The organism is Paludisphaera soli, assembly GCF_011064595.1.
GTDB lineage: Bacteria > Planctomycetota > Planctomycetia > Isosphaerales > Isosphaeraceae > Paludisphaera > Paludisphaera soli.
On sequence record NZ_JAALJI010000001.1, the window covers coordinates 51,764 to 78,259 of the forward strand.

At 72.6% G+C, this 26,496-nt stretch carries 18 protein-coding genes; 2 read left to right on the forward strand and 16 right to left on the reverse strand.

Features of this window, described 5'->3' with window-relative positions; genetic code table 11:
* Positions 1 to 11: 11 nt before the first annotated feature.
* From G6O68_RS00205 to G6O68_RS00255, 11 genes are all read right to left on the reverse strand, one after another.
* Positions 12 to 2,231 (reverse strand): BatA domain-containing protein, encoded by a 2,220-nt coding sequence (locus G6O68_RS00205; protein WP_240910873.1) that lies wholly within the window; start codon positions 2,229 to 2,231, stop codon positions 12 to 14.
* A gap of 52 nt (positions 2,232 to 2,283) precedes the next feature.
* Positions 2,284 to 3,183, reverse strand: a complete 900-nt coding sequence (locus tag G6O68_RS00210) for a DUF58 domain-containing protein (protein ID WP_390625338.1) — start codon at positions 3,181 to 3,183, stop codon at positions 2,284 to 2,286.
* Complete coding sequence (locus G6O68_RS00215; RefSeq protein WP_390625339.1) at positions 3,140 to 4,249, reverse strand: AAA family ATPase; 1,110 nt, start codon at positions 4,247 to 4,249, stop codon at positions 3,140 to 3,142. Before G6O68_RS00215 ends, G6O68_RS00210 begins: the two co-directional genes overlap by 44 nt.
* An 87-nt stretch (positions 4,250 to 4,336) precedes the next feature.
* Positions 4,337 to 8,857 (reverse strand): outer membrane protein assembly factor BamB family protein, encoded by a 4,521-nt coding sequence (locus tag G6O68_RS00220; RefSeq protein WP_165243569.1) that lies wholly within the window; start codon positions 8,855 to 8,857, stop codon positions 4,337 to 4,339.
* Between the two features lie 579 nt (positions 8,858 to 9,436).
* Positions 9,437 to 10,219: a hypothetical protein gene (locus G6O68_RS00225; RefSeq protein WP_165243572.1), complete on the reverse strand. Its 783-nt coding sequence runs from the start codon at positions 10,217 to 10,219 to the stop codon at positions 9,437 to 9,439.
* A gap of 214 nt (positions 10,220 to 10,433) precedes the next feature.
* Complete coding sequence (locus G6O68_RS00230) at positions 10,434 to 10,655, reverse strand: hypothetical protein (RefSeq protein WP_165243575.1); 222 nt, start codon at positions 10,653 to 10,655, stop codon at positions 10,434 to 10,436.
* A gap of 59 nt (positions 10,656 to 10,714) precedes the next feature.
* Entirely contained in the window at positions 10,715 to 11,023 is a 309-nt protein-coding gene (locus G6O68_RS00235) for a hypothetical protein (RefSeq protein ID WP_165243578.1), read from the reverse strand.
* 36 nt (positions 11,024 to 11,059) lie between these two features.
* Positions 11,060 to 11,515, reverse strand: coding sequence for a nucleoside-diphosphate kinase (gene ndk / locus G6O68_RS00240; protein WP_165243581.1), 456 nt, complete (start codon positions 11,513 to 11,515; stop codon positions 11,060 to 11,062).
* A 91-nt stretch (positions 11,516 to 11,606) separates the two neighbouring features.
* Positions 11,607 to 12,080 (reverse strand): Mov34/MPN/PAD-1 family protein, encoded by a 474-nt coding sequence (locus G6O68_RS00245; protein ID WP_240910875.1) that lies wholly within the window; start codon positions 12,078 to 12,080, stop codon positions 11,607 to 11,609.
* 4 nt (positions 12,081 to 12,084) lie between these two features.
* Positions 12,085 to 13,059, reverse strand: a complete 975-nt coding sequence (gene cysK / locus G6O68_RS00250; protein WP_165243585.1) for a cysteine synthase A — start codon at positions 13,057 to 13,059, stop codon at positions 12,085 to 12,087.
* A gap of 286 nt (positions 13,060 to 13,345) precedes the next feature.
* Positions 13,346 to 15,919 carry a c-type cytochrome gene (locus tag G6O68_RS00255; protein ID WP_165243588.1) on the reverse strand — a complete coding sequence of 858 codons (2,574 nt, stop codon included), beginning with the start codon at positions 15,917 to 15,919 and terminating at the stop codon, positions 13,346 to 13,348.
* 206 nt (positions 15,920 to 16,125) lie between these two features.
* Between G6O68_RS00255 and G6O68_RS00260 the strand changes: the two genes are divergently transcribed.
* Together G6O68_RS00260 and G6O68_RS00265 are read left to right on the forward strand one after the other, a co-directional pair.
* On the forward strand, positions 16,126 to 19,587 hold the full coding sequence (locus tag G6O68_RS00260) for a DUF1553 domain-containing protein (RefSeq protein WP_165243591.1): 3,462 nt from the start codon (positions 16,126 to 16,128) through the stop codon (positions 19,585 to 19,587).
* 18 nt (positions 19,588 to 19,605) lie between these two features.
* Positions 19,606 to 21,099, forward strand: a complete 1,494-nt coding sequence (locus G6O68_RS00265; protein ID WP_165243594.1) for a DUF1501 domain-containing protein — start codon at positions 19,606 to 19,608, stop codon at positions 21,097 to 21,099.
* Between the two features lie 27 nt (positions 21,100 to 21,126).
* Here the strand turns inward: G6O68_RS00265 and G6O68_RS00270 are convergent, their stop codons facing one another.
* The 5 genes from G6O68_RS00270 to G6O68_RS00290 form a co-directional block, all read right to left on the reverse strand.
* Positions 21,127 to 22,815 carry a permease gene (locus tag G6O68_RS00270; protein WP_165243597.1) on the reverse strand — a complete coding sequence of 563 codons (1,689 nt, stop codon included), beginning with the start codon at positions 22,813 to 22,815 and terminating at the stop codon, positions 21,127 to 21,129.
* Positions 22,816 to 22,929: 114 nt separating this feature from the next.
* Positions 22,930 to 23,766 (reverse strand): hypothetical protein, encoded by an 837-nt coding sequence (locus tag G6O68_RS00275; protein WP_165243600.1) that lies wholly within the window; start codon positions 23,764 to 23,766, stop codon positions 22,930 to 22,932.
* Positions 23,767 to 23,823: 57 nt separating this feature from the next.
* Positions 23,824 to 24,105 carry a tetratricopeptide repeat protein gene (locus tag G6O68_RS00280; RefSeq protein ID WP_165243603.1) on the reverse strand — a complete coding sequence of 94 codons (282 nt, stop codon included), beginning with the start codon at positions 24,103 to 24,105 and terminating at the stop codon, positions 23,824 to 23,826.
* Positions 24,102 to 25,790: a serine/threonine-protein kinase gene (locus tag G6O68_RS00285; protein ID WP_165243606.1), complete on the reverse strand. Its 1,689-nt coding sequence runs from the start codon at positions 25,788 to 25,790 to the stop codon at positions 24,102 to 24,104. Before G6O68_RS00285 ends, G6O68_RS00280 begins: the two co-directional genes overlap by 4 nt.
* Positions 25,783 to 26,412 carry an RNA polymerase sigma factor gene (locus G6O68_RS00290; RefSeq protein ID WP_165243609.1) on the reverse strand — a complete coding sequence of 210 codons (630 nt, stop codon included), beginning with the start codon at positions 26,410 to 26,412 and terminating at the stop codon, positions 25,783 to 25,785. The genes G6O68_RS00285 and G6O68_RS00290 overlap by 8 nt, the downstream gene beginning before the upstream one ends.
* Positions 26,413 to 26,496 lie beyond the last annotated feature (84 nt).

The window sequence follows — 26,496 nt, forward strand, 5'->3', positions numbered from 1 at the left end:
GGGCCTGGGCGTCACCGCGAGCCGGCCCGGCCGAACCGCCAGGCGGCGAACGACTCGATCATCAGGAGGGCCAGCACGCCGTACAGGAGCGGCCGGTGCAGCTCGCCCCGACGCCCCACCGAGGCGGCGCTGCGGGCCAGCTCGCGGCCGTTGTCCAGGAGCGTGAACTTCCAGCCCGGGAGCCGCTCGGCCAGGCCCGCGCGTTCGAGCTTGGCGGGGTCGCTCTCGGCCGGGTCGGGGTTGGCGGTGAAGGTCAGCTCGGTCGGGGCCGGCGGGCCCAGCCTCACCTGGTACGCCCCGGCGGCGTCGGTCTGTTCGAAGTGAAGCCGGGCGAGCCCCCCTTCGGCCTTGAGCTTCACGGCCGTCGCCGCCCCCCCCTTCGGGGTTACGACGGTCGCCGCCGCGCCGGCCGCGGAGCCTGGGAAGGTCTGGTCGAACGGCCGGCCCACCTGGATCGTGCGGTCGGCCTGGCGGCCCGAGGCGGCCTCCATGATCAGGGCGGTCATGACCGGCGGGTAGCTGCGGTGCGCGGGCCAGTTCGACCAGTCGGCGTCGGCCGGGAGCGCGGCCAGGAAGGCCCGGCCCGGCCGCCTCGCCGACTCGATCACGGCCGGGTCGCCGTCGTCAAATGCGAGCGCGACCCGCGCCGTCGAGTCCTTCGGCAGGGTCAGCTTGTGGTAGCTCCAGACCTGCGTCTGGGTGAGCCCGGCGACCACGGGGTCGGCCTGGTTGCGGAAGTCGGCCAGGATCGGGTGGCGGAAGCCTAGGGGGTCGAACCGGAAGGCGGACTCCTTCTTGGCGGCGTCCCCCACGACCTCGCCGAGCGAGGCCGGCAGGATCCCCCGGCCGTCGGCGAACAGGAGCCGGTTGTAGTTCTCGGCCGAGACCTGGTCGCCGCCGAAGACGACGACGCCCCCCCCCTGCTCCAGGAAGTCCTCCAGCGCCTTGACCTCGACCGGGCTGAACTGGGCCACGTTGCAGAGCGCCACCACGTCGTAGGAGCCCAGGTCGCGGCGGGCGAGCTGGCTCTCCGGGACGACCTCCACCCGGATCGGGTCGGGCTCCCCCTCGGCCGACTCGCCGGGGGCGAGCGCCTGCGAGAGGAAGTCGGTCTCGGCCAGGAACGCCTCCGACTTGAAGTCGCCGTCGACCAGCAGGACGCGGACGGCCTCGCGGACGGAGGCCACCAGCAGGCGGCGGTCGTCCGGCGGCAGCGCGTCCTCGTCGATCGAGGCCTCCACCACGTGGTCCCCCGGCGCGGGGAACTGCTGGTTGAAGACGACCGGCACCACTTCGCCGACGGGCAGGTCGACCACCTGCTCGGGGCCGAGGCGGCCGTCGGTCGTGAGCCGGACGCGGACCCCCTCGGCGGCCGAGGGGCCGAAGTTCCGCACCAGGGCGGTGACGGCCACGGTCGCCCCCGGGGTGATCACCGGGGCGTCGGCCTCCAGGCCCACGACGGCCCGATTGCCCGCGCCGGCCTTCCCCAGGTCGACGACGACCGAGCGGGGCTGGCGGGCCTCGATCCTGGCGATCGACCGCTTCAGGCCCTCGTCGCCCGAGGCCCCGTCGCCCCCCCGGGGCCGCCAGCTGGCGGCCTGCAGGTCCGAGAGGAACACCAGCTCCTTCTGCGGGATCGACGAAGCCTCCATCACGCGGTCCACCGCCTCGAAGGTCGCCTCCAGGTCCACGCCCCCCTGCCCTTGCGTAAGCTCGTCGACCTCCTTGCGGACCTCCTCCAGGTTGGGCGACGGGTCGCCGACGACGACGCGCGGCGGGTCCCCCATCAGCACGAGGCTCACCGCGTCGCCGCGCCGGGAGTCCTTGACGAACTGCGAGGCGACCGCCTTGGCCTGGTCGAACCGGGTCGTCCCGCCGACCTTCGCCGCCATGCTCATCGAGGCGTCCAGCACGACCACCCGGTGGGTCCGCCGCCCCGGGATGACGTTGCCGAACGACTCCAGGAACGGCTTCGCCATCGCGCCGACCACCAGGGCGACCAGCAGGCAGCGGAGGGCCAGCAGCAGCCACTGCTCGATGCGGATCCGGCGCTGGTTCTTGGCCAGGGCGGCGGCGAGGAACCTCATGGCCGCCCACCGCACCTCCCGGCGCTTCCGGCGGTTGAGCAGGTGGATCAGGATCGGGATCGACGCCGCGGCGAGCCCGTAGAGGAGCCCCGCGTTGGCGAACCCGACGGCCAGGATCGGTGCGAAGGTCGGCATGGATTCCATCGAGCTTCCGTTGGGTCCTTCGGGTCGTCCGTCGGGCGCCGCGGGGCCGTCCTCAGCGCTTCCGCGCGGCCCGCGAGGCGAGGTAGGCGGACAGGGCGACGTCGAGCGGCTGGTCGGTGCGGAGCGGCACGTAGTCGATGTCGATCATCCGGCAGCCCTTTTTCAGGGCGTCCAGGTACGCGCCGACCTCCTTGCGGTAGGCGGCGCCCAGGGCGGCCGGGTCGGCGGCCACGTCGGGGAGCCCTTCCATGCCCAGGAACAGGGTCGGGTCGCGGAACGGGAAGTCGACCTCGTCGGGGTCGAGCACGTGGAAGACGACGACCTCGTGGCGGCGGTGGCGGAAGTGCTTGAGCCCGGCCAGCACCTTCGTCGGGTCGTCCAGCAGGTCGGAGAAGATGGCGACCACCCCGCGCTTCTTGAACCGCTCGGAGAGGTCGTGGAGCACGGCCCCCAGGTCGGATTTGTCGCGCGCCGGGGTGACGTCCAGGAGGTGGATCACCTCTTTCAGGTGCGACGGCTGGCCCGCCGGCTTGAGGTAGCGGCGCACGGCGTCGTCGAACAGGGCCAGGCCCACCGAGTCCTGCTGCTGGAGGATCAGGTACGCGAGCGCCGCGACGACGAACTGCGCGTACTTGAACTTCGAGACCCGCCCCTCGGAGGCGTAAGACATCGACTCGCTCGTGTCCAGGAGCAGGTAGAGGAGGAGGTTGGTCTCCTCCTCGTACTGCTTCAGATAGAGCTTGTCGGTCTTGGACCAGACCTTCCAGTCGACGTGGCGGACGTCGTCGCCGGGGACGTACTCGCGGTGCTCGGCGAACTCCACCGAGAAGCCGTGGTACGGGCTGGGGTGCATGCCGGCGACGTAGCCCTCGACGAGCAGCCGGGCCTGGAGGTCCAGGCCCTCGACGCTAGCCAACGTCTGCGGATCTAAATAGCTTTGGTAGTTTTCCACTCTGCTCGGCCTCGCGTTCGTCGACCGGGACGGACTTGATCAGGCGATCCACCACGTCGTCGGGCTTGAGCCCCTCGGCCTCGGCGTTGAAGTTGGTGATGATCCGGTGGCGGAGGACCGGCTGGGCGACCGAGCGGACGTCCTCGATCGAGACGTGGAACCGGCCGTGGAGCACGGCCCGCGCCTTGGCCGCCAAGACCAGGTACTGGCTGGCCCGGGGGCCGGCGCCCCAGCTCACGTAGTCGCGGACGAACGTCGGCGCCTCGTCGCGGTCGCGGCGGGTCGCCCGGGTCAGCCGCACGGCGTACTTGACCACGTGGTCGGCCGCCGGCACCCGCCGGACGATCTCCTGCAGGGCCAGGATCTCGTTCGCGGAGAGGACCTTCGAGACGCCGGGGCGGGCGATGCTCGTCGTCTTGCGGACGATGTCGACCTCCTCCTCCTCGTCCGGGTAGTCGACCAGCACGTTGAACATGAAGCGGTCGAGCTGGGCCTCGGGGAGCGGGTACGTCCCCTCCTGCTCGATCGGGTTCTGGGTCGCCAGCACGAAGAACGGGTCGGGGAGCCGGTGCCGCTCGCCCCCCACGGTCACCTGCCGCTCCTGCATGGCCTCCAGCAGCGCGGCCTGGGTCTTGGGGGGCGTCCGGTTGATCTCGTCGGCCAGGACGATGTTGGCGAAGACCGGCCCCCGCAGGAACTTGAACTGGCGGACCCCGGTGGCCTTGTCCTCCTGGATCACCTCGGTCCCCGTGATGTCCGAGGGCATCAGGTCGGGGGTGAACTGGATCCGGTTGTAGCTCAGGTTCAGGGCGTCGGACAGCGTGTGGATCATCAGGGTCTTGGCCAGGCCGGGGACGCCGATCAGCAGGCAGTGGCCGCGGGCGAAGATCGAGACCAGCAGCTCCTCGACCACCTTGTTCTGGCCGACGATGACCTTGGCCATCTCGGCGCGGAGGGTGTCGTAGGCGGCCTTGAGCCGCTCCACGGCCGCGATGTCTTCGTGAGCGGCCGGGACCGGCTCCTGGGTCGTCGGGCCGTCGGGCTCTCTCGGGTCGGCGTCGCTCACGCGGGGTCCTCCCTTGGTTGGTCGACTTCGGCGGCCGATCCGGTCGGTCGCCGGATCGGGTAGTCTATCGCGGTCGGCGGCGGGATGTCAGGGGGCGGCCCCGGCCGGCCGGCGGTCGCCCAGGGCCCAGAGCCCGTGCGACGTAGCGACCACCGCGCCCCGGGGGTCGAGGCGGAGGGCCACGGCGTCGATCGGCGTCGGCAGCATGAACCGCTGCACCAGCGCGCCGTCGGACTGGCGGCGGACCACCACCGGGAGCGGGCCCTCGGGCTCGTCGACCGGGGTCGAGGCCTCCGGATAGGCCACCACCGCCCGGTCGCTCAGGGCCAGCGCCCACCGCGCCGACGACGGCCCCGCCAGCGGCCGCGCCCAGAGCGCCGAACCGTCCTCCAGCGAGAGCGCCCGGAGTTGCCGGCCGCTGCTCCAGTAGAACCGCCGCTCGTCCATGGCGGAGGCCTCCGGCCGCTCGCCCAGGTCGTCCACCCCCAGCAGGGCCGACCATCGCCGCGCGCCGGTCGCCGGGTCGAGCCGGATCAGGGTCCGGCCGTCGTGGATGACCAGCAGGCGCTCGGCGTCGACCAGCGCCCGGGGGGCGCCGTTGATGGGCAGCTCGGCGCTCTCGCGGTAGTCCCAGACGAACCGGCCGCTCGCCAGCTCCAGGTTCTTGACCGTCCGGCGGTCGGTCACGACGATCGCGTGGTCCTCGTCCAGCGCCGCGGGGACGCGCTGGAGCGACTCCCCCTCGGCCAGCGGCCGGCGCGAGACGCCCCGGCCGGTCTCCGTCTCCAGGACGACGATCTCCAGCGGCTTGCCGGTCTGGAGCACGAGCCGGTCGGGGCCGACGCCGACCAGCGGATTGATGCCGCCGCCGCGGCCCGAGAAGGCCCAGTCGATCAGGCCGGAGTCGCCGTCGAGCGCGAGCAGTTCGTCGTCGCCCCGGAGCACCAGCAGGCGGCCGCCGACGGCCTGGAACCCGTGCAGCGGGGCGTCGGGGGCCTTCGCGGCCTCGGGCGCCTCGGCCCGGGGGGCCGGCTCGCGGGCGAACGGGTCGAGCCTCGGCGCGGCCGCGGGCTCGGCGTCGGGGCCGAACCGCCAGCGCACGGCGCCGGTCTTCGCGTCGAGCCCCACCACGCGCCGGGGAGTGGCGGCGACCAGCTTGTCCGCCAGGTAGCCGACCCACACGGCCCGGGCGCCCAGCTCGGCCGTCCAACGGGCCTCGCCGCCGGCCGGGTCGACGGCCGTCAACGCGTTCGCTCCGGCGAGGAACGTCCTGCCCGATTCGACCGCGGGGGGGACGCCCGCGGCCGTCAGCGGCCGCGCGTCCTCCGCGGCCTCGCCCGCCGCCCATCGCCAGCGGCGGGCCAGCGGCGAGGGGGACGACGGCCGGGCCCGGTCGGCCGCGATCGCGGCCAGGGGCTCGCGCGCCAGCTCGGCCGAGGCCAGCTCGGCCGCGTCCCCTTCCACGGCCGCCGCACCCGTGCCCTCGGCGATCCGCACCCCGGGGAATCGGGACTGGAGCCGCAGGTGGGCGTCGCGGGCCGAGACGAGGAACCCCTGCGCCTCGGAGGCGCGGGCGAGCCGCCAGAGCGCCCTGGCGCGGGCCTCGTCGTCGGGCGTCGCGAGGGCCAGGAGCCGCTTGTAGGCGGTCGCCGCCTCGGCCGGGCGGGCCTCGGCCTCCAGGACCTCGCCCAGGGCCAAAAGCGCGTCGGGGACGACCTCGGCGGCGGGGAAGGCCCGCGCGACCTCGGCCAGGAGCCGGGCGTCGCGGCCGACGCGGCCCTTCTCGAACGTCTCGCGGGCCCGGCGGTCGTACTCGGCGTAGGCCCCCCGGCCCCCCTCGCGGACGACCTCGGCCAGGCGGTCGCCGACGAACAGGTCGGCCCGCACCGCGCGTCGGCCGCCGTCGGAGGAGACGGTGAGCGAGGCCAGTTGTTCGTCGGCCAGGAGCCGCTGCAGGACGCCGACCGCCTCGGCCGGACGCCTCGTTTCCGCGTAGGCGTCGGCCTGGGTCAGCCGGGCCTGGAGCCGGTCCTGGGGGGTCCGGGCGATCCGCGCCGCCGCGTCGAGCCGCTCCAGGGCCGCCTCGGGCTTCATGTCGCGTCTCAGGTCGGCGGCCAGCCGCAGCAGGAGCCGGAACTCGTGGTCGAGCGCCGCGTCGAGCAGCGGCGCGCCGTCGATGGTCTGGGCCGGCTTGGCGTGACGGGCCGCCGCCTCGTACGAGGCCAACGCCAGGTCGAGCCCGCCGGCGGCCTCGGCGGCGCGGGCCAGCCGGTAGTGCGAATCCGCGCGGTCGGGCCGCTTGGCGATCTCGTCGCGATAGCGTTCGATCAGCCGGCTGTTCTGGCAGAAGACCACCAGGGCGTCGTTCTGCGCCACCACGAGGTAGCCGTCGCCGGCGACGAGGTTGCCGCCGGTCGTGCGATAGGTCTCGGCCAGGCGGATCGGCGGCGCGGCGAGGGTCGCGGTCGCCTGGTCGAGCACGTGGATCTCGGTCCGGGTCGGCCAGTAGATCCGGCCCCCGGCGAGCAGGCCGCGGCCGAACCCCTCGCGGCCGCCGGCGTCGGGCCAGGCGTGCAGCAGGCGGCCGTCGCGGACGTCGAACAAGAGCACGCGGTCGCCCGTCGCCACCAGGCGGCCCTTGGCGACGCCCAGCAGGTGGGCGATCTTGACGTCCTCCGGGATCGACTCGGTCTTCCATCGCAGCCGGCCCGACTGGGCGTCGAAGGCGAAGATCGCCGAGGCGTCGCTGGGGGCCACGAACACCCGGCCGTCGTGGACCACCGCCGGGTTCAGGTCGCGCTCGGCCCCGGCCGGGCCCCGGCCCGTCTCGTGGCGGGGATAGGTGGCGACCCAGAGGATCGCCCCGGTCTCGGCGTCGAGCGACGCCACGGCGCCCAGGTTCGTCTGGTAATACAGCGACGGGCCGTCGAGGGTGAGCAGGCGGCTGCCGGGGTCTCCCGAGCCGCCCCCCATCATCCCCAGGAACGCGTCGTTCTCCGAGGCGGCGGCCCCCAGGTAGCGGACCCACCGCAGCGAGCCGTCGCCCGCGTCGTAGCAGGCGACGTAGGTGGCGGTCTGCTCGCGGCGGTCAGTCACGGCCACGTACACGCTCCGCTCGTCGGCGACGGGCGCGCCCTCGAAGGCCACGGTCCGACCCCCCTGGTCGCCCGGCCGGTCGGGGAGGACCAGCTCGCTGGAGCGCCGCGCCCAGAGCTTCTTGTCCCCCGGCTTGTCGCGGTCGAGGGCCAGGATGTAGCTCCCCGGGCCGGCCCCGCCGCCGGCCTCGCGCATGGCCATCCTCGGCATGTTGGGGAACCCGGGGGCCGAGGGGCCCATCCGGGCGTAGATCCGGCGGCCGACGGCCGTCAGCGTGTGGCGGGGCGCCGTCCAGGCCGGCTGCCGCGCCTGGGGGATCGCGTCGGCCCCCTCGGCGTCGTACTTCCAGGCCGGCTCGATGTTCGCCGTCGCCTCCTCGCCCGAGGCGTCGGGGCGGTCGCTCAGGTTGTACGCCAGCACCTTGGAGCCGTCGGCCACCAGGACCTGGTCGCCCAGGACGATCGGGTGGTAGCCGAGCAGGCGGTCGGGGGGGAAGGTCGCCCCCTGGCTGGGGCCTCGGAATCCGGGATAGCCGCCCCGGCTCGGGGTGATCTTGTCCAGCGTCGCCCGCCATTGCAGCGAGCCCACGTCGACCGCATCCGCCAGGACCTTGTCCCGCGTGGGCGCTCCGCCGAAAGTCGGCCAGCGCGCGTCGTTCTGCGCCGGGGGGGCCAGCGAGTCGGCCGCGATCGCCTGGGCCAGGCTGTCGGCGAGCGGTCCCTTGCGGCCGGCCAGGGCGCCCGAGGCGGCGCCGCGACGTTGGGCGAACCCCTCCACCTCCCGCGCCACCTCCTCGGCGTCTCCCATCGCCGCGCGGGCGAGAATCTTCTTGGCCTCGACCCGGGGGAGGTCGACGGAGGGGTCGGGGTGAGGGAAGTTCAGCGGGCTCTCGGGGTCGTCGGGCGCGAGCCGGCGGTACATCGCGACGGCCTCCCCGAATCGGCCGTCCTGGAACGCCAGGTCGCCCAGGAGTTCCAGCGCGTCGTCGCCCCACGAGGTGCAGAACGCCTCGTCGACGATCCGCCGCAGCGGCGTCGGGTCGCGCCTCTCCTTCCCCTCGGCGTACCAGCGCTCGGCCTGCGAGTCGCGGCGGGCCCGATAGGCCGCCAGGGCCTCGGCGGGCAGGCCGGCCAGGGTCCGCTGGCAATACGCGCGAAGGTCGACGTAGAGCGTGAAGTCGTCCTCGCGGCCCGCGATCGCCGGGGCCGCGCCGGGCCGGCCGGGCGCGGCGGCGAGGTCGCGGGGGAGCCGGGCGACCTTATCGCCGAACTGGTCGATGACCCGCTGATAGATGGCCACCGCCTCCGACCACTGGCCCGTCCGGGCGTGGTTGGCCGCGTTGCGGAGGAGCGATTCGGCCGCCTCGCTGGAGTCCGGGTAGAACTTCGAGGCGCTCCTCCCCGGCACCTGGCCCCGGGCCGCGGTCGCCGCCAGCGCGCAGAACAGGAAGACTCCGAGGGTTCGGGACGGAGCCGCGGCGCGGTCGCGCCGGTCGAGCCGGAACCAGGTCATCCTCGCTCCCCTCTCGCCGATCGTCGTGATCGGATTCGGATCGACAGGTCAGTCAGTCATTCGCGTCCGCTCGCCGATCGCAAGGCGCGCCTCGTCCGCCGCCCGCGGCTTGCGGGCCGGCGCCTCCCTCTTGCCCGGTTATTGTACGCTGAGACTGCGCGATCTTGGCAAGTCCCAGCGGCAAATCCGATACCAAGCGTCCATGTCCCGCGATTCGGCGGCCGGAACGGCCGGATCCGCGCGCATCGCCCTTCTGCATCAGCGACATCTCGCGGCGAAGCGGCCTGCGGTTGCCTCGTGATTGGGCAGGACGGACGACCGCTCGGAGGCCCTCGTCGGACGCGCTCGCTCCGGTACGGGCGGGGATCGGGCGGCCCCGGGAGAAGTCGAGCATCCCCGCGCTTTCGATCAGCAGCGAGGACCCGGCCTTGTCGACGCCCGTCAGAACGCGGGCGATCCCGAACGGGACGACCGGCGCGCGAAAAGTGGAGGGGAAGGCCCACGCGAGCGGGGGGCGAGCCTTCGCGTGGGGAGGGGCGGAAGCCGGGAGGCGGGACGAGGGCCCGCCTCCCGCGCGGGTCACTTGACCTGATTCGGCTGAAGCTTGACGACCCCGAAGTCGGTGGCCGCGCCGGCCTTCACCGTCACCGGCGCACCCTTGGCCTTGCCCTCGTTGATCCATCCGGCCTTCTCCTGCCACACGACGAGGTTCTGCGCGCCGGCGGGGACGCCCTTGATCTCGAACGAGCCGTCCTTGCCGGTCACGGCGAAGTACGGGTGGTCGAAGACCGCGATGTAGGCCGTCATCCAGGGGTGGATGTCGCAAGCGACTTGCAGGGGGCGGCGTTCGGCCTCCAGCTTGACCTCCATCGAGCCGCCGACGCCGAGCATCTGATTCAGCGAGGCGTTGCTGAATCCGTTGTAGCGGACGTTGTGGTTGACCGGGTCGCTCGACTTGATGACCAGCGGCTGTTCCTTGTAGATCCCCTGGATGTAGGGGATGAACTCGCAGTCCTTCTGGTCCAGGACGGCCTTCGGGTGGGCCTTCATCAGGGCCTCGACCGCCGCGGGATTGCTGCCGTTGGGCTTGGCGAGGTAGACGAGGGCCCCGGCGACGCCCTTGGTCTCGGGGTCGATCTGGAGCGATTGCGACACGATCGGGCCGTTGACGCCGCAGACTTCCAGGTCCTTGGTCGCCTTGCCCTTCTCGACGAGGACCTTGGGTGTCGGGACGTCGCTGCCGGCCCACACGACGCGGCCCTTGATCGAGCCGGGCTCGTCGGCGACGGCCGGGGCGGCGGTCAGGCCCGCCGTCGCGACGGCGAGGGCGAGGCTCTTGAGGACTAGCGCTCCACGAGACATGAGGGGATCCTCCATCTTCAGCGGTGAGAAGCTTGCTTATCCGCGGGCGGGATACGTCGGGGGAGGGCGACCGGGCCGGAGGGTGTCTCGGCCCGGGGGCGCGACGCGAGGCGCCGCGGCGGATGGTCGCCGTGATCCCACGATACCAGGCGGGGCGTCCCGTGTTGAGGCGCCACCCCCCCGGCGGCCGGAATGCGGGATTTGCCTGCCGCGGTCACTCGGCCTTGGGGGCCTCGGGCTCGGGGGCCGGCTTGGGGGGATCGCCGGGGGCGCCCGAGGGATCGACGGGGTCGGCGGGGGTCTCCGCCGGGGCCTCGGCCGGGGCGGCGGTCCCCGGCGGGACCACGACGGCGTCGCCCACCTCGGGCGAGCCGCCGCAGCCGGGAAGGCCGACGCCGATCGAGGCGGCCAGGGCGAAGAGCTTGCGCGTGCGCATGGTGTCGTCTCCGGTCAGGATCGGGTGGTGGGGAAAGCCCCCGGCCCGCCGGCGGCCCGTCAGCCCGACTTCCGCCGTTCGCGCGCCTGGCGTCTCGCCCGGTCGCGGCGGCCGTCGATCAGGATCATCAGGGCCGAGGCGGGCAGCATCAGCGCCAACTCGGCGGCCAGGAGCCGGGGGCCGTAGCGGTCGAGCCAGAGGGCGGCTCGCCGCGAGGCCCCGGCCTGGGGGGCGGAGCGGGCCGGGTCGAGGGCGGGCCCGGCGGCCAGGTACGCCAGGGCCGTGAGCACGAACGCGGCGCTCACGGCCAGGAGGCCCAGGTGGAAGGGGTTCGTCAGGACGTCGCCCTTGCGGGGGTGCGGGGCCATGCGGCGACCCTTTCGTCCGGCCGGGGGCCGCTGCGGTCAGGCGCCGTCGAAGACCCACTGGGAGCCGGCGATCGCGTAGTCGACGATCTCCTCGGGCTTGAACCAGAGGGCCATCTCGCGGGCGGCGGACTCGGGGCTGTCGCTCCCGTGGATCAGGTTGTTCTGCTTGCTGATCGAGTAGTCGCCGCGGATGGTGCCGGGGGCGGCGGCGGTCCCGTTGGTGGCGCCCAGCATGGTGCGCACGACGGCGATCGCCTCGTTCCCCTCCAGCACGCCGACGACGACCGGGCCGCCGGTGATGAAGTCGATCAGGCCGTCGAAGAAGGGCTTGCCGGCGTGCTCGCCGTAGTGCTTCTCGCCCAGGGCGCGGTCGACCTGCAGCAGCTTGAGGGCGGCGACCCGCAGCCCCTTGGCCTCGAACCGGGCGAGGATCTCGCCCACCAGCCGGCGCTGGACGCAGTCCGGCTTGAAGATGATCAGGGTCTTCTGCATGAGAGGGACTCGCGGCGCGTCGCGCGCCGTTTCATTAAGGGGAAACAAAGGGGTGTGCGTCGGTCGGAAACGGATTTTTCCGCGACGTAGTCTATTCGCCGGCGGGCGGCTCGTGCAACGCCGGGTCGACGCCCACGACCCAGGAGAGCTCCCGGTAGTCGTCGGCCTCGAGCCGCCAGACGCGGACGTCGGGGGGCTCGCACAGCAGCGAGACGATGATCCGCGGGACGGCGCCGTAGTGGTTCTCTTCGAGGTCGGTCCGGCTGGGGACGGCCTCCCATCGCGGGTGCGAGTGGTAGATGGCCAGGATCTCGGCGTCGCGGCGGCGGAGTTCGACGACGGCGTCGATGAGGTCGCGGGGGTCGGCGTCGTAGCGGGTCTCGGCGCTCGGCGCGGCGTTCCGCAGCGGGTGGAACGACGAGACGAGTGGGGGGACGCCACCCAGCAGGCCGCAGCACTCCCGGGGGGCCTCGCGGCGGCAATGGGCGATCATGGCCTCGACGACGCCCGGGGGGATCTCCAGGGGGCCGTCGAAGCCCTCGGGGTCGAAGGCCGGTCGCGCCACGGGCTCAGGCCTCGGGGAACAGGGGCGTCGACAGGTAGCGCTCGCCGAGGTCGGGGAGGAGGACCACGATGAGCTTGCCGGCGTACTCGGGCTTCTTCGCCAGGCTGATCGCCGCGAAGGCGGCCGCTCCGCACGAGATCCCGCAGAGCATCCCTTCCTCGCGGGCGAGCCGGCGGGTGGTCTCGAAGGCGTCGTCGTCGCGGACGGTCAGCACCTCGTCGAGCACGCCGAGGTCGAGCACGTCGGGGATGAACCCCGCGCCGATCCCCTGGATCTTGTGCTGGCCGGGCCGCATCGGGTCGTTCCGCCGGAACTGCGAGATGACGGCCGAATTGGCCGGCTCGACGCCGACGACCTTCACCGACGGCTTCAGCTCCTTGAGGACGTGGCCGACGCCCGTGATGGTCCCGCCCGTCCCCACGCCGGCGACGAAGACGTCGACCGCGCCGTCGGTGTCGCGCCAGATCTCCTGGGCGGTCGTGCGGCGGTGGATCTCGGGGTTCGCCGGGTTCTTGAACTGCTGGGGCATGAAGGCCTTGGGGAACGTCTTGAGGAGTTCCTCGGCCTTGCGGACGGCGCCCGGCATCCCTTCGGAGGCCGGCGTCAGCATGATCTCGGCCCCGAACGCCTTGATCAGTCGGCGACGTTCCAGGCTCATGCTCTCGGGCATGGTCACGATCAGCCGGTAGCCCCGCGCCGCGCAGGTGAAGGCCAGGGCGATGCCGGTGTTGCCGCTGGTGGGCTCGATGATCACCGTTTCCGGGTCGATCAGCCCCTCGTCCTCGGCCGCGTCGATCATGGCGACGCCGATCCGGTCCTTCACGGACCAGAGCGGGTTGAAGTTCTCCATCTTCGCCGCGACGGTCGCCTTCGCGCCGTCGACGACCCGACGGAGCCGGATCAGCGGCGTGCCGCCGATGGTCTGCGTGATGTCGTCGTAGATCCGACCGTGCGCCCGCACCTGCTCCCCGGCTTTCATGTCCTTCCCCCCCGACCTTCCCTCGCCAATCCTTGACCCTCTGAAGATCGGCTGCGACTCGCCGCGCGATTCACAACGCTTCCCTCGAGTTTTCCGGTCAAGCCAGTATGACCCCACCTCGACCGCCAGGCAAGAGTCGCTCTCTCATCGCTTTTCGTGAGCGGCAGTTGCGACGCGAAATCCGAAACCGACATCCCGAGAGCCTCAAGAGCCGACGCGACGGCCCCGCCCCGTCGCGACCCGGGATCGCGGAGGGAGGGCCGTCGCCGCGTGCGAAATGGTCGCGTCAGGGCCGACGGGCGGCGGTCTTCGCGTCGCCCCGGGTCAGGAGGAAGGCGACGAGGTCCTGGACCTCCTCCTCCGTCAGGCTGTCGAGCAGGCCCACGGGCATCTGCGAGATCGACGAGGCCTTCATCTCCTCGATGTCCTCACGCTTGACGTTGGTGGCGTGGCCGGGGTCGAACATGTCCTCGATCACGCTCAGGTTGTCGCCGAAGAGGTTCCCCACCCGGCCGGTTACGACCTGGCCGTCGGTCTTGGCGATCACGACGGCCGCGTACTGGTCGCTGATCACCTTGCTGGGCTCGACGATCGATTCGAGCAGGTCGCGGACGCCGAACCTGCCGGCGACGGCGGTCAACTCGGGGCCGACGCCCCCCCCTTCCGACCCGAAGCGGTGGCAGGTCGCGCAGGCCACCGCCCCATACAGCCGGCGTCCGCGCTCCAGGTCCCGATTCTCCTCCAGGCCGCGTTCCACGATCGGGGCCAGCTCGGCGACGGTCCAGTTCTTGACGAGCTTCCGGGAGGCCAGCAGCTCGCGAGGCGACTTGCCCGTCGGCGCGGCGTTGAGGATCGGCTTCAGCGCCGTCCGTTCCTCATCGCTCAGCGCCGCGATCGCCTGGTCCTTCATCGTCTTGAGCGAGCTGGCGAAGGTGTTGCCGCCGCGGTATCCCGCGGCCACGTCGACGAACCACCGGAAGTATTCCTCGCGGAGCGCCGGCGTCCAGCCCGCCTTCAGGTTGCGGAGGATCAGGGCGTACTGGATCTGCTCCTCCTGGGAGTTTGCCTCGCGGAGCGCCGTCATGATCTTCGCGGCGGCGGTGGGCGCCTGGAGGTAGGCGAGGATCTCGGCCAGGAGGAAGTCGGACTCCACGGCCTTCGTCGGGAACATGGGGTCGAACCTCGCGACCAACCGGGCGATCGCCTCGTCGATCGGCCGTCCCAGGCGGCTATACGCCAGGGCGTACGCGCGCAGCAGGTCGACGCGGTCGGCCGGGGCCAGCTGCGAGGCGTCGATCGCGTCGAGGGTCGCCAGGATCTCCGCCTGGAGCTTGGGATCGGGCTCGGGGTCGCCCGGCTTGCGATGGGCCTGATCCTTGCCGCTCGAGCGGGACAAGGCCACGAGGGCCGCTATGGCCTTGCGGGGGTCTTTCTCGGCCAGGGCCTTCGCCCGCCATTGCGACGGGTCCTGCCACTCCAGGGCGATGCGGGCGGCGTAGCGGATCGCCCGGTCCTGGTCGGACAGGTAGGGCCAGGCGGCCTCGACGGCCCCCTCGACGGGGCGGCCGTGATAGGCTTCGAGCTTGCGCCGAACGTCGCGCTTCGCGGCGGCCTGGGGGTCGGCCGGCGGGAGAGCGGGCGTCTCGGCCTCGCCGCCGACGTAGGTCGCGCGGTAAAGGGCCGACTGGGCGCCTCGGCCGCCGACGGCCAGATACATGGCGCCGTCCTTGGGGTTGATCACGACGTCGGTGACCGGCAGCGGCTGGCCGCTGATGAATTCCTCCACCTCGGCCGTGTAGCTGGCGCCCTCGGGCCTCAGGTGGACGGCGCGGAGCTTGCCGAAGCTCCAGTCGCTGATGAACAGGGCGTCCTGATACTTCTTCGGGAACTTCGCCCCGTAGCCGAAGGTGATGCCCGTGGGCGAGCCGGGGCCGACGTCGACCGCCGCGCCGAAGCTGTCGAGGTAGTACGCGGGCCACTTGCCCGAGCCGTTGCGGAATCCGTACTCCGCGCCACTGATCACGTGGTTGACGCGGGTGGGGCGGTACCAGGGCTCGCCGATGTCCCACTCCATGTCGGCGTCGTAGGTGAACAGCTCGCCGTCGCGGTCGAACGCGATGTCGAACGGGTTCCGCAGCCCGGCGGCGATCAACTCCCACTTCGCGCCGTCCGGGTCGGTGCGGGCGATGTAGCCCTGGGGCGCGAGCGAGTCGTCCATGAAGCCGGTGGGGATGCGGGTGGCCAGGTTGTCCTCGCCCCAGGTGAGCGGGAGCCGCGACGAGTCGACCTCGGTCAGGGCCGTCGAGTTGCCGCAGACGACGTACAGCGACTGGCCGTCGGGCGAGAGGGCGATCGAGTGCATGCCGTGCTCGCCGCCCCCCTTGATCTCGCGGAGGAGCTTCACCTCGTCGTAGCGGTCGTCGCCGTCGGTGTCGCGGACCCGGTAGAGGCCGTGGACCCTCTTCCCTTCGTTGATCATCACGTAGAGGCTGTCGAAGGCGTAGAGCAGGCCGTGGGCCCCGCCGAGGTCCACGCCCAGCGGCTCGGGCTCGACGGGGGCCTGGCCGTCGAGCGGCGGCGGCGTCATCCGATAGAGCAGGCCGTTCTGGTCGGCGGCGATGAGCCGGCCTTTCGGGTCGACGCAGAGGGCCACCCACGATCCCTGGGTCTGCTTCGGGACCGAATAGATCTGGTCGAGCTTGAAGCCCGGCGCGACCCGTACGTTGCCGGCGGCCTCGGCGGCCGGTCGTCGCGGCCCGGAGGCGGCCTCTTGCGAGCGGGCGGGCGGGGATGCGAACCAGCCCATCAGGGCGAGCGCCGCGAGGGCGGCCGATCTCAGGTCGAATGACGCGATCTGCATGAGTCTCTCCTTCCACATGGGCCCATGAAGATACCTGACGAGACGCCTCGATACGAGAAGTCCCTCCGATTCGCCGGGCGCGAGCCGGCTCCCCCCGGAGACGGGACTCGACGGATCGCCGTCGATGGGGTTTAAATAATGGTTGAACAGGCCGATCCCGACCCCGGCCGGCTCCTCGCGCCGGCCGAGACCCAGGACGCAAGCCCATGCCGCTCCCTCCCCGCCTCCGGTCCGTCCCCTGGATCTCGGCGCTCGTCCTGAGCGGGGCGTGCGTGAATCCCGAGGCGCGTGGCGACGGCGCGGCCGACTATCTCGCCCGGGTCAAGCCGATCCTCAAGGAGCACTGCTACGCCTGCCACGGTGCCCTGAAGGCGGCCGGGGGGCTGCGGCTCGACACCGGCCGCGCCGTCCTCAAGGGGGGCGACGGCGGGCCCGCGGTCGAGCCGGGGAGCCCGGACGAGAGCCCGCTCCTCGAACGGGTGCTGGAGACCGACGAGGCCCTGCGGATGCCGCTGGAGGCCCCCGCCCTCGCGCCGGAGAAGCTCGCCGCCCTTCGCGAATGGGTCGCGGCCGGCGCGCCTTCGCCCGACGGCGAGGAGCCCGAACGCAGCCCCCGGGACCACTGGTCGTTCCGGCCCTTGGCCAGGCCTCCCGTCCCGGCGACCGCCGACCTAAGCTGGGCCGCGAACCCCGTCGACGCGTTCGTGGCCGCCGGGCACGCGGCCCACGATCTCTCGCCCCGGCCCCCGGCGGACCGCGCGACGCTGCTCCGCCGCGTCTCCCTCGACCTCTCCGGCCTGCCTCCGACCCCCGAAGAGCAGCGCGAATTCCTGGCCGACGAGTCCCCCGACGCTTACGGGAAGGTCGTCGACCGGCTCCTCGCCAGCCCGCGATACGGCGAGCGCTGGGGCCGGCACTGGATGGACGTCTGGCGTTACAGCGACTGGTTCGGCCGCCGCATGGTCCCCGACGTCTGGAACAGCGCCCCGCAGATCTGGCGATGGCGGGACTGGATCGTCCGCTCCTTGAACGACGACAAGGGGTACGACCTGATGGTCCGCGAGATGCTCGCCGCCGACGAGATCGCCCCCGAGGACGACGAGGCGGCCGTCGCGACCGGCTTCCTCATCCGCAACTGGTACGCCCTGAACCCCAACCAGTGGATGCGGGAGAACGTCGAGCACACCGCCAAGGCGTTCCTCGGCCTGACGTTCAATTGCGCCCACTGCCACGACCACAAGTACGACCCGATCCGCCACGACGACTACTTCCGCCTTCGCGCGTTCTTCGAGCCGATCGGCATCCGCCAGGACCGCGTCGTCGGCCAGGCCGATCCTGGACCCTTCCAGGAATACGACTATCTGACGTTACGCAAGGTCGTCCGCCTGGGTGCCGTACGGATCTTCGACAAGACGGCGGACGCGCCGACGTGGTTCTACACCGGCGGCGACGAGCGGAACCGGGTCGAGGGCCGGGGGGCGATCGAGCCCGGCGTCCCCGCATTCCTGGGCGAGGCCCCGCCGATCCGGCCGGTGGAACTCGCGCCCGTCGCGTTCTACCCGGGCCTGCGTCCGGCCGTGATCGAGGCCGAGGCCGCGGCTTGTCGCGAGGCCGCCCGCCAGGCGGAGTCCGACCTGGCCCGGGCCGTCGAGGCCGGTTCGGACGCGTCTCCGGAACTCACCGAGGAGTTGGCGCGGGCCGAGGCGGACCTGGAAGCGGCGTTCGCCTCCGCCGAGGCGGCCGGCGCGGTCGTCGCCCTGGAGGGGCGGCAGTCGCTGATCCTCGACGCCACCACGGGCCGTCGTATCCTGCACAACGGGGTGAAGGAGCTGGGGCCGATCCGCGACGGGACGACCCTCTCCTTCCGCCTGATGATCCTGAGCGACGCCCACGTCAACTTCCAGCTGGCGCGGGACGTCACCAAGGGGCTGACGGCCGGCTACATCGGGTTCAACAAGGGCCGGATCGTCGCCTACCGCCCCGGCGGCTTCGTCGAGTTCGACGCCGGCCGCTACGACTTCAAGGCGGGCCAGTCCCGTTTCGACGTGCGGATCGCCTTCGAGCCGGGGGCCGACCGCGGGCTCTTGACAGTCGTCTCCACGGCCGACGGCGCGACCCTGGTCGAAGGGGTCCCCATCGCGATCAACGCCTGGAACCCGGCGGAGACCCCGGGCCAGGCGATCACGCTCGACGCCCAGGCCGGGAGCGTCGCGGCGTTCGACGCGATCGAGATCGCGGCCCCGGATCGGGTCGTCCGCTTCGACTTCGAGCGCCCGAAGCACGCGATCGGCGACGACGTGATCGGCGGCGACGGCTGGTCCGTCTCGCCCGGAGGATCGGTGCCGGCGACCTCCCTCGTCTCGATCGTCGACCGCTCGGGGGCGACCGACGTGGCGCGTCGGCGCGTGGAGGCGGCCCAGCGCGCGGTCGAGGCCCGGGAACTCCCGAGGGCGTCCGCCGAGGCCCGGCTGATCGCGGCCCGTTCCCGCCTGGCGAGCCTGGAGGCCCGCGTATCGATCGAGCGGGCGAAGCACGGACTGGCTCCGGCCGAGGGCGTCACGGCCGAGGCCGCGAGCCGGGCCGAGCGCCAGTCCGATCTCGACGCCGCCGAGGCGAAGCGTCTCGAAGGGCGTCTGGCCCTGATCGAGGCCGAGGCCAGGCCCGCCGACGACAAGGCCCGCGGCGCGAAGCTCGCCGAGGCGGGCAAGCTGCGCGACCAGGCCGAGGCCGCGCTGGCGAAGGCCCGCGCCGCCCTCGTCGACCCGGCGGCCGAGGGCCGCTACACGCCCCTGAGCCCGGTCTATCCGAAGCAGAGCACCGGTCGCCGTCGCTCGCTGGCCGATTGGATCGTCGGCCGCGAGAATCCCCTGACGGCCCGCGTGGCGATCAACCACATCTGGGCGCGCCACTTCCACGCCCCGCTCGTCGCCACGGTCTTCGACTTCGGCCGCAACGGCGCCGACCCCACGCATCCCGAGCTGCTCGACTGGCTGGCGGCCGAGCTGGTCGACTCCGGCTGGAGCATGAAGCGGATCCATCGGCTGATCGTCACCAGCCGGACCTACTGCATGAGTTCTGCCCAGGGGGACGCCGCCGATCTCGCCGCCCGTGACCCGGAGAACGCCTTCCTCTGGAGGATGAACCCCGGCCGGATGGAGGCCGAGGCCGTCCGCGACAGCCTGCTCGCCTGCGCGGGGGTGCTCGACGAGACGATGGGCGGTCAGGAGTTGGAGAACTCCGAGGCGCCGACCTCGCGGCGTCGCGGCCTGTATTTCAGCTGCCACCCGGAGTCCGGCGGCAAGAGCGAGTTCGGCGCGATCTTCGACGCCCCCGACGCGAACGAATGCTACCGGCGGACCCGCAGCGTCGTCCCCCAGCAGGCCCTGGCGCTGACCAACAACCCGCTGATCCACGAGCTGAGCGTCCGGCTCGCCGCCGAGGTCGGCCGGGCCGAGCCGACCCCCGGACGCGTCGTCGCGGCCCTGTACGAGCGGATCCTCTCCCGCGCCCCGACCGACGCCGAGCGCGATGTCTGCCTCGGGTTCCTCGACTCTCAGGCGGAGCGGCTCCGCGACCAGGGGGTCGCCGAGGCCGACGCCCGGGGGCGCGCCCGCGAGGCGCTGACGCGGGCCCTGTTCAACCACAACGACTTCCTGACGATCCGCTGACGCGGCTGGGACCGACTCATGACCGATCGCGCGTTCCCTCGCGGCTGTTGCTCCCGCACCCGGCGGACCTTCCTGGCCGACCTCGGCATGGGGTTCACCGGGCTCGCCCTGGGCTCGATGCTGGCCGACGACGGCGTCGTGAGGGCCGCCGAGCAGACCGCCGGGCCGGTCCCCGACGGCCGCCCTCACTTCGCGCCCAGGGCGAAGTCGGTCATCTGGATCTTCCTGTCCGGCGGCTACAGCCACGTCGAGACCTTCGACCCCAAGCCCGCCCTGACGAAGCACGCCGGCAAGACGTTCGACAAGACGCCGTTCGAGAATCCGGTCCTCTCGCCGCTGCACAAGAAGCGGTTCCGGCAGGTGCAAGCGGCGGAGATCAACGTCCGCGACGTGTATCCGACCATCTACCCCATGCAGGTCGGCTTCAAGAAGGCGGGCCAGGCCGGGATCGAGATCAGCGACTGGTGGCCCCACCTGGCGACCTGCGTGGACGACCTCTGCTTCGTCCGCAACATGTGGACGACCGACAACGACCACGCGGCCGAGAACCAGATCCACACCGGCCGCCACCGGCTCGACGAGGTCCAGCCGTCGATCGGCTCCTGGGTCCATTACGGGCTCGGCAGCCTCAACGACGACCTGCCGAAGTTCACGGTGGTCGGCGGACCGGGGAACTCGACCCTGCGGCCGTCGATCGACTCCTACTACCTGGGCCCGCAGCATTCGGGCGTGCCCCTGGCCCTCGACCCCGCCAACCCCCTCCCCTTCGGCCGTCGGCCCGAGACCCAGTCCGAGGCCGATCAACGCCACGAGTACGAGCTGATCGGCCGGCTCAACGCGCTGTCCGCCGTCGAGTACCCCGAGGACCAGGCGCTCCGCGCCCGCATCCAGGCCTACGAGCTGGCCTTCCGCATGCAGGCGGCCGTCCCCGAGGCGCTCGACTTCAAGCCCGAGTCCGAGGCGACCACGCGGCTCTACGGCCTGGACCGCGACGCCACCCGCGTCGCCGGCCAGCGGCTCCTCACGGCGCGGCGGCTGGTCGAGCGCGGGGTGCGGTTCGTGCAGGTCTACCCCTCGGCCAACGGCTCGTGGGACTCGCACCAGAAGCTCCGCGAGAACCACACGAAGCTCTGCTCCGAGGTCGACCTGCCGGTCGCCGGCCTGCTGAAGGACCTGAAGGCCCGCGGGCTCCTGGAAGAGGTGGTCGTCGTCTTCTGCACCGAGTTCGGCCGCACGCCCGGCCTGGAGCTACGGGCCGGCGGGACGGACGGCCGCGACCACCACCCCAACGGCTTCACCATCTGGATGGCCGGCGCCGGGTTGAAGCGCGGGTACGTCCACGGCGAGACCGACGAGCTGGGCTACCACGCCCTGGGCGAGGGCCACTACGTCACCGACCTCCACGCCACGGTGCTCCACCTCCTCGGCGTCGACGGCCGCCGCCTGGAAGTCCCCGGCCGCCGCCGCCTGGAGATCGACCACGGCCGGCCGATCCAGGAAATCCTCGCCTGAGCCGGCCGGATCCGGGCCGAGCCCCGGTCAGACCGCCTTGGGCGGCGCGACGTGAGGATCGGGCTCGATCGCCGGCCTCTCGGCGAACCGGGCGAGGATCAGCACGGCCAGCGCCATCGTCGCGTAGGCTGCGGACCAGTAGTAGGGGGTCTGGTAGGCCGAAGCCGCCCCTCGGCCAGTCGCCTCCAGCTCGGCGACCACCGCGGCCGGCGGCATCACCGCGCCCGACGGCAAGGGGGAGTGGATCACCCCGAACCAGGCGAAGGCCGCCCCCAACAGCAGGACGGCCACCGTCGCGCGGACGCGGCCGTCGATCAGGGTCGCCAGCCCCGCGCCCCAGAGCAGGCTCGTGACGATGAAGCCGCCGGAGAGCGTGGTGACCGACACGATCCAGTGCTGGACGTTCGGCGGCAGCTGGTCGAACGGCTTGCCGACCTCGGGGAGCACCTGGTTCACCGCCAGCAGCGCCAGGTACGCCAGCGCCGGCACGCACGCGAAGGCGACCGCCGGGTAGTGGCGGAACGGCGTCGCCTGGAACGACTGCGCGGTGATCTCCAGGCCGATGAAGACCAGGATCGGGAAGACGACGGCCTTGGGGATCAGGAAGAAGATCCAATCGAAGCAGCCGAACACCCCCACGGCGCCGATGAAGAGGGCCGTCCCCAGCGTGTACCCCGCGCGGGCGCCCATCGCCTTGTAGGCCGGGTGGCCGATGTACGGGGTCGACTGGATCACCCCCCCCAGGCCGCCGCCGACGAGCGTCGCCAGCCCCTCAGCGGCCACGATCAGGCCGGTCGGGTATTCGTCGCCGACGGCCGCCGCGCTTTCGGTGCAGTCGACGCCGCCGACGACGGTGGCCAAGGCCAGCGGGATCGCCACCGGCAGGTAGCCCGCGGCCTCGCGCCAGTTCGCCTGGAACCAGGCCCACCAGCCGGCCATCGGGAAGGGGAGCGAGAACCGCAGCCAGCCCTCGGGACGCCCCCCCTCGGCCCCGGGCCCGAGGCCGGCCAGGTGCATCCCGTAGTAGATGGCGCACCCCGCCGCCACCGCGCAGAGGACGCCCGGGGCGCGGTCGGGGAGCTTCCAGCGGGCCGACATCGTCGCCAGGATCACAGCCAGCGAGGCCAGCCCCGCCACCGGCTGCGCCGCGACGTCCAGGAGCGGCAGGAAGCTGATCAGCACCAGCGCGATCGCCGACAGCGAGCCCAGCAGCCCGGCGCGCGGCACCACCCGGCGGATCCAGCCGCAGAACGGGGCGCAGGCCAGCTTGAACAGGCCGGAGGCCAGCAGCATGGCGATCCCCAGATACCAGGCGTGCTCGGCCGCCGCCGAGGCGTCCAGCCCACGGGCCTTCGCGGCGACGAACGCCGGCCCGAGGATCAGGAAGACCGAGCCGAACGTGCTGGGCGTGTCCAGCCCCAGCGGCATCGCCGTGACGTTCGAGCGGCCCGTGCGCCTGGCCAGGGCGAAGGCCATACCCGTGAAGATCAGGTCCCCCACCAGCACGCCGACGGCCGTCCCAGGGATCATCCGCGTGAGCACGAACTCGCGCGGGAACCCGAAGGCGACGACCAGCAGGCTGGTCATGAGGATCATGTCGCCGATGTTGTCGATCATCAGCCCGAAGAAGGCGTTCACGTCGCCCGACCGGGCCCAGTCGTAGCGGACGCGGTCTTCGCGAGTGGGGGCGGGTGCGGGTGCGGCGGCGGTGCTCAAGGCGGCGTCCCCTCGTGGCGTGTTGGAAGCCGAAAGCCGCCCGGCGCGCGTGCGGAGGGTCCACGTTTCCGACGGCGAGGAGAGGGCCGGGATGATCGCGATGGCTGAGCCAGTCTAACGCGCGGGCGAGTCCGCGTCCCGGGCCTCGTGCTCCTTCTTCGCCTCGGCCAGCTTGCGGAAGTCCTCGGCCAGGTTGAAGGCCTCGACCGACCCCGACTCCCAGAGGGGCCGCCGACGCTCCAGGGCCTCCTCGGACTTTCGGAAGTCGCCCCGTTCGCAGGCGAAGCGGGACAGTCGGGCGAGCGCTCCGTCGAGGCCCCTACGCCCCCCCAGGTCGTGAGGCGCGAACGCGACTAGGGCCTGAGCTGCGTCGATCGTCGGCCCCAGCGCCTCGGACGTCCCGACGATGTCGCCCCCCTGCCAGCAGGCCTTCGTCGTCTGCGCCCAGGCCCATGTGAGCGCATGCAGTCGGGCCGCGACCAGGCGTTCCGGGATCGACGGCGCCAGGGCCTCCAACCCCGCCCTGGAGATCGCGCAGAGCTGCACGGCCCGCGGCAGGTCGCCTTCCTGCCGACGGGCCGCGGCTGCGAAGGCGAGGCCGTGCGCGAGCGTAATCCGCCCTTCGATTCCCCCTTCCCGGCCCAGCCTCTCGACGCCGCGCTCCAGGAACTCAACCGCGTAGGCAGCGTTGGTCGATCTCCCGCCGATCAGCGCCTCGGGCGCCCAGGCCGAGGCGGGTTCGACGACGATGGTCTCGGTCGCCGAGGCCAACCAGCCGCCGTCGACCGGGGGCCCGACGTCGGTCAATTCGGCCTCGATCGCCGCGTCCAACCGTCCCGCGAAGTCGGACCAGTCCTCCCGCTTGCGTTCCCGCTCGAGCCTCCGCCCAAGCACGGCCCAGGCGGCCAGCTCGGATTCACGACCCCGGAGGCGCGCGGTCGAGCGGCCCACCGCGATGCGTTCCGTCTGATCCCGGACCAGTGCGTCGACCTCGTCGAGGGCGCGCGACTAGGCTTCGGGGTCCGACGTCCATCGGGCGGCGTCGAGCAGGGACTCCGCGAGCAGTCTCCCGTCGAAGGTGGAGTCGGGGGCGAGCGCCAGGGAGTGGCGATGGGGCCCCACGGCTTCGGCGTAACGGCCGTCGCCGTGGTAGGCCTGGCCGAGGAATCGCCACAGCTCCGCGGAATCGGGAGTCCGCCGGAGGGCCGCCCGGATCGCGTCGCGGGCCTCGGCGAAGGCCCGGCGAGCCTCCGCGAATCGGCCCGCCTCGCAGAGGACCTGCGCCCTCACGACCCGGGAATGGAGCAGCGACTCGATCGCGCCAGGGAGGTCGACGATCGGCGCGAGATGGTCGACGTGGAGGGCGAAAGCCCGCAGGCTCTCGTCGTGCCGCCGAGCCTGGCGCAACACGGACCCTCGATTGAACAGGATCGGGGCCGTCGCCCGGCGCGCCTGGGGGTCGTCGAGGCTGAGTTGGAGGATCGGCCCCACGCGTGCTTCGCCTCCTCGCTCAGCATGTCGACCTGATCGTATCGACCCAGGCGATTCTCCATCAGGCTCAGCCCGTAGGTCAGATTGGCGCGGGCGAGCTGCAGGCGGGCGTCCGTCGATCCCCGCTCGGTCAGCGGCCGCGACGCTCCGAGGATCGTCCTGGCCTGGTCCGCCACCTGGAGGAAGTGCCAGGGGGGCGGGTCGCCGGGCGTCTGCCCCACAGAGAGCACCATCGACGCAGCAGCCTCGGTCCGGCCGCGGATCTCGGCCGCCGCCGTCGCGTCGGCCTCGATCCGGCGGGCCGCCGCCGGCGCGGCGGGGGCGGCGTCGAGCCGTTTCGCGCCGACGTCCCTCGCCCGGTCGCCCGCGACCGTCGCGACGAGGGACGCGGCGGCGATCGCCGCGACGAAGGGGGTCCGGGGGCGCGAAAGCCTTCGAGAGACGCGGCGGGCGGCGACCGGCCGGCCTTCGAGGAAGCGCCGGAGGTCCTCCGCCAGGGCAGCGGCCGAGTCGTAGCGGTCCTTCGGCCGGCGGCGGAGGCATCCGGCGATCACCGCCTCGAGCGCGCGGGGGACGCCGGGGGCGACCGTACCGACGGCCGGGGCTTCGGCGTCGAGCGTCAAGCGGACCGTCTCCAGGGGGCTCCGGCCGGCAAAGGGGGGGCGGCCGGCGACGAGCCGGAAGAGGATCGCCCCCAGGGCGAAGACGTCGGCCGCCTCGCCTACCTCCTCGGGCGGGGACTCGATCTGCTCGGGCGCCATGTAGCCCGGGGCGCCGCGGACGTGCAGGCCGTCGGACGTCGGCTCGTCGCTGATCTCCCGCGCCAGGCCGAAGTCCCCGACCACCGGGAGGCAGGCCTCCAGGGCGACCCCCTTCGGGCCGTGGATCAGCACGTTCGACGGCTTGAAATCGCGGTGGACCAGGCCTTCGCGGTGGATCGCCTCGGCCGCCTCGGCGAGCGGGACCACCAGCCGGGCCGCGACCTCGGGAGCGACCACGCCCCCCTTCCCCAGCCGATCGGCGAGCGTCCCCGCCTCGAAGTACTCCATGACGATGTAGGGCGTGCCCTCCGCCAGGCCGACCTCGAACATCCGGACGATGTTCGGGTGCCGCACCCTGGCCGCCGCCCTCGCCTCCCGGACGATCCGCCTGCCGCCCGAGCGCGAGCCCGCCTTCGGGAACTTCACCGCCACCCACTGGTCGAGGCCCTCGCGACGGGCCCGGTACACGACCCCCGCCCCCCCCGCGCCGATCTCCTGGAAGTCGACCAGGCCCGATATGCGAGGCAGGGGGACGGCCTCCCCTTGCGGGTCGGCCTCGTGCGTCGCGGCGTCGTCGGTCGTCTCGCGTAGCATCCGACTCAGGTCGTCCCGGCATCGGTCGCAGCGTTCGACGTGGGCCGCGACCACGAGGTCCGCGTCTTGCAGGACCGCCGCCTCGGCGAGTCCTCGGAGCGACGCGGGGGGCGGACATCCGTCAGTCAAGGCCGTCGCCTCCCGGGGCCGTCGCGTCGTCGATGTCCGCCCGACCCGCCTCCTCCAGCTTCCGCTTGATCCGGTCGACGGCCCGATAGACGGCGGCGTACTGCATGCCCAGGTCCCTCGCCACGTCGGCGATCGGCTCGTCGCCGATCGCGCAGCGGCGGAAGGCCGCCCAGGACGTCTCGTGGAACCGGGCCCTCACGGATTCCTCGATCCGACGGCCCCGCTCGGCGAGAGGGTCGGGACCTCCCCGCCCGGCCTCCGGAGCGGCCGCCTCCGGGATCCGGTCGAGCGGGACCTCGACGAAGGCGCGACGACGCGATCGGAGGAAGTCCACGGAGGCGTTCGCGGCGACCCGGCGGAGCCAGCCCCGGAAACGCCTGGAGGGATCGTATGCGAAGCCCCGGATGCGGCCCGCCAGCCGCAGCCAGACCCCCTGGACGACGTCGTCCAGGTCGTCGCGGCCGACCCCCGCCATGCGGCACCAGCCGCGGACCAGCGAATCGTAGCGGCCCACCAGGTCGTCCCAGGCGCAATCGTCCCGCCAGTCCCGGACCCGCGCCAGCAGGATGCCGTCGGTGGACGGTTCGTCATGGGCCGAGAACTTCCGATCGGCGTCGGGCATGGATTTCTCCCGGGCGCGTTCAGGCTCGCCGTAGATGTCGATGGGGACGGCGCGATCCGCGGTCGCAGGCCGCCTAGGAAAGCC